Annotated in this window: 3 protein-coding genes and 1 pseudogene; 1 reads left to right on the top strand and 3 read right to left on the bottom strand. The window is 56.2% G+C overall.

The features are described from left to right. Positions 1-304, bottom strand: a 304-nt coding sequence (locus BBW68_RS13330; protein ID WP_186821339.1) for a transposase, incomplete at its 3' end; no start/stop codon positions are given. Positions 305-426: 122 nt separating this feature from the next. Here BBW68_RS13330 and BBW68_RS20840 point away from each other — a divergent pair. Continuing rightward, positions 427-615: pseudogene (locus BBW68_RS20840) on the top strand (DUF1481 domain-containing protein); the annotation flags it as partial. A 73-nt stretch (positions 616-688) separates the two neighbouring features. On the opposite strand, the gene purD reads toward BBW68_RS20840, so the two are convergent. Together purD and purH are read right to left on the bottom strand one after the other, a co-directional pair. Next, entirely contained in the window at positions 689-1,969 is a 1,281-nt protein-coding gene (purD, locus tag BBW68_RS13325) for a phosphoribosylamine--glycine ligase (RefSeq protein WP_070135730.1), read from the bottom strand. Between the two features lie 14 nt (positions 1,970-1,983). Then, a complete protein-coding gene (purH, locus tag BBW68_RS13320; RefSeq protein ID WP_070135729.1) occupies positions 1,984-3,573 on the bottom strand; it encodes a bifunctional phosphoribosylaminoimidazolecarboxamide formyltransferase/IMP cyclohydrolase in 1,590 nt (529 codons plus the stop codon). Positions 3,574-3,862 lie beyond the last annotated feature (289 nt).

Genomic DNA, 3,862 nt, shown 5'->3' with positions numbered 1-3,862 from the left:
TTACCGCGTTCAGTGCTTTCTCCGACAGCCTGCGGGCCTCAAGGAAGGACGGGAAGTACGAGCCTTCACGCAGCTTCGGTATACGCAGGTCCAGGGTACCGAGGCGGGTGTTGTACTGACGGTCACGGTAGCCGTTACGGTAGGTCTCCCGCTCGTCACTGCGCTCATGAGGCTCTGCGTTGATGCGCTGAGTGACATCGGCCTCCATGATGCGGTTGAGCATAAATTCGGTGAGTTCACGCAGAAAGTCCTCGCCGCCGAGTTGCATCAGGGTGTTGCTGAATGTCATGCTGTTGTCGGCCATCGGTTGACTCCTTCTGAGATAATTGTCTAATTAACCATTACCTTACCGGATAAGCCAATGGCTCTCACCATCCTTCCAAATTTACACCACGTCCTAAGACTCTACCGTCGGATGGCACGGTTAAGACCTGCCACGGCGCGCAGGTTCGTCCTGAGTTTACACGCATTGAGCTGGGCTATGTCGCTTGCCAACAGCGTGACAAACGCGGACCGGTGAGCGTAGCCTGGCTGGAAGCACCGTGCGGCACGCAGATGTTGCAGGTCGCGAGCGATGATTTCTGCAGCAGTGAGCCGAAAGACGAGAGTTTTTAAGCATGAAAAAGGGGCGGATTAACGATCCGCCCCTCAGGCTATCTGGTAGCAGGCGGCTTGTCGCCCGATGTCACTATTTGCGATTAATCGCGCGATAGCCGATATCTTTGCGGTAGAAACTGCCGTTCCAGGAGATGGGCTGCGTCAGCTGATAAGCACGCGTCTGTGCAGCGGCGACATCTTCACCCAGTGCAGTCACGCACAGCACGCGCCCACCGCTGGTCACCACCAGATCGTCCTGCAGCGTCGTTCCGGCGTGGAACACCTTGCCATCCGCCACTTCTTCCAGCTGCAGACCGTGGATCTGCTCACCGTTGACGTAATCGCCCGGATACCCGCCAGCCACCAGTACCACACCCAGTGAAGTGCGTGGATCCCAGACGGGGTCTTTCTCGTTCAGCTTGCCGTCAACGGCGGCCAAGCAGAGATCGACCAGATCCGACTGCAGGCGCAGCATGATCGGCTGCGTTTCTGGATCGCCAAAGCGGCAGTTAAACTCGATGACCTTCGGGTGGCGGCTCTTGTCGATCATCAGACCGGCATACAGAAATCCGGTATAGACGTTGCCTTCGCCCGCCATGCCGCGTACGGTTGGCCAGATCACTTCGTCCATCACCTTCTGGTGGATCTCGTCGGTTACCACCGGAGCTGGGGAGTAAGCTCCCATGCCGCCGGTGTTTGGGCCGGTATCACCATCGCCAACGCGTTTATGATCCTGGCTTGTGGCCATCGGTAAGACGTTCTCACCATCAACCATCACGATAAAGCTGGCTTCTTCACCGTCGAGGAACTCCTCCACTACGATGCGGTGACCAGCGTCGCCAAAGGCGTTACCAGCCAGCATATCCTGGATGGCGTCTTCCGCTTCCTGCAAAGTCATCGCGACGATCACGCCTTTACCTGCCGCCAGACCGTCGGCCTTGATGACAATCGGCGCGCCTTTCTTGCGCAAGTAAGCCAGTGCAGGCTCAACGTCGGTGAAGTTTTGATATTCGGCCGTGGGGATTTTGTGGCGTGCGAGGAAGTCTTTAGTGAACGCCTTCGAGCCTTCCAGCTGTGCAGCGGCCTGGGTGGGGCCAAAGATCTTGAGACCCGCAGCGCGGAAAGCATCAACAACGCCAATCACCAGCGGCGCTTCCGGGCCAACGATGGTCAGGTCGATGTTCTCATTCTGCGCAAAGCTCAGTAGGTCCTGAATATCGGTTGGGCTGATAGCCACGTTCTGCAACGTTGGCTCTAGTGCAGTACCGGCATTACCCGGCGCAACAAAAACGGTCTCAGCCAGCGGGGACTGAGCGGCTTTCCAGGCCAGCGCGTGTTCACGACCACCATTACCAATCACTAAAATTTTCATTTGAGGCTCCGTAATTAATGGCGGAAGTGGCGCATTTCGGTGAAGATCATTGCAATGCCGTGCTCATCCGCGGCAGCAATCACTTCATCATCACGGATTGAACCACCCGGTTGGATTACACAGGTAATGCCCACGGCCGCAGCGGCATCAATACCGTCGCGGAACGGGAAGAAGGCATCTGACGCCATTGCAGAACCTTTCACTTCTAGGCCTTCATCGGCGGCTTTAATGCCAGCGATTTTGGCGGAATAAACGCGGCTCATCTGACCGGCACCAATACCAATTGTCACATTGTCGCGGGCGTAGACGATCGCATTCGACTTTACAAACTTCGCCACTTTCCAGCAGAACAGCGCATCACGCAGCTCCTGCTCGGACGGCTGACGTTTGCTGACCACGCGCAGCTGGTTCTCACTCACCATGCCGAGGTCACGATCCTGCACCAGCAGGCCGCCATTAACGCGTTTGAAATCGAGCACGCTCTGGCGCTGCTGCCACTGACCACAGGTCATCACGCGCACGTTCTGTTTGGCAGCGGTGACTTTCAGCGCAGCTTCCGTGGCCGCAGGCGCGATAATCACTTCCACGAACTGGCGGCTGATGATGGCCTGCGCGGTGACTTCGTCCAGCTCGCGGTTAAAGGCAATGATGCCGCCGAAAGCAGAGGTCGGGTCGGTTTTGTACGCGTGCTCGTAAGCATCGAGAATTGGACCGCCAACGGCGACGCCGCACGGGTTAGCATGCTTGACGATCACGCAGGCTGGCTGGTCGAACTCTTTCACGCACTCCAGCGCTGCATCGGTATCGGCAATGTTGTTGTAAGAGAGCGCTTTGCCCTGCACCTGCTGTGCCGTTGCCACCGAAGCTTCAGAAACATTATCTTCTATATAGAAGGCAGCATCCTGATGGCTATTCTCGCCGTATCGCATATCCTGCTTCTTGATGAAGTTCAGGTTGAGCGTGCGCGGGAAGCGGCCGGATGGCGCGGTAGTTTCGCCGTGGTAAGCCGGCACCAAGCTACCGAAGTAGTTGGCAATCATGCTGTCGTAGGCGGCTGTGTGTTCGAAGGCTTTAATCGCTAGGTTGAAGCGGGTCTCAAACGTCAGCGAGTTGCCGTTGGCATCCAGCTCCGCAATGATGGCTTGGTAGTCACTGCTCTTCACCACGATCGCCACGTCTTTGTGGTTCTTCGCCGCAGAGCGCACCATGGTCGGGCCGCCAATATCAATGTTCTCAATGGCGTCTGCCAGCGAGCAGCCTTCACGCGCCACGGTCTGGGCAAACGGATAAAGGTTGACGACAACAATATCAATAGGGGAGATGCCGTGCTCAGCCATGATGGCACCATCCTGGTCGCGGCGCCCCAAGATGCCACCATGCACTTTCGGGTGCAGCGTTTTGACGCGTCCATCCATCATTTCCGGGAAACCGGTGTAGTCAGTCACTTCAGTGACGGGCAAGCCAGCATCTGTCAGCAGGCGTGCAGTACCGCCAGTGGACAGCAGCTCGACGCCACGTTGGGAAAGCGCCTGAGCGAATTCGAGGATACCGGTTTTATCAGACACGCTGAGCAGCGTGCGGCGTAGAGGGCGACGTTGTTGCATGAGGTTTATCCCTTGGGCTTTGGATCGCATATAAAGAGCGTTATATGAGGCTTAGCAATCTCTTTCTATATTATAGGAGAGAAATAAGTCTCAGGTAACGCCTCTGAGGGGGCTTCCGTTTGCGCGGGGAATTGTAGCGAAAACGATTGCGCGATGCTCGTCAAAATTACGCTGTTGCGACGAATGTGGATAAGTTTGTGCATAAGCAGATATAAAGCGGGCTTTTTCTGGGGATTGCAGCAAACAGTTAAATTATCACGAATTAGCCCTTGTCACTCGTCAGGATCTC

It is taken from the genome of Candidatus Erwinia dacicola (assembly GCF_001756855.1).
GTDB lineage: Bacteria > Pseudomonadota > Gammaproteobacteria > Enterobacterales > Enterobacteriaceae > Erwinia > Erwinia dacicola.
This window is presented reverse-complemented; position numbering and strand designations above follow the sequence as displayed.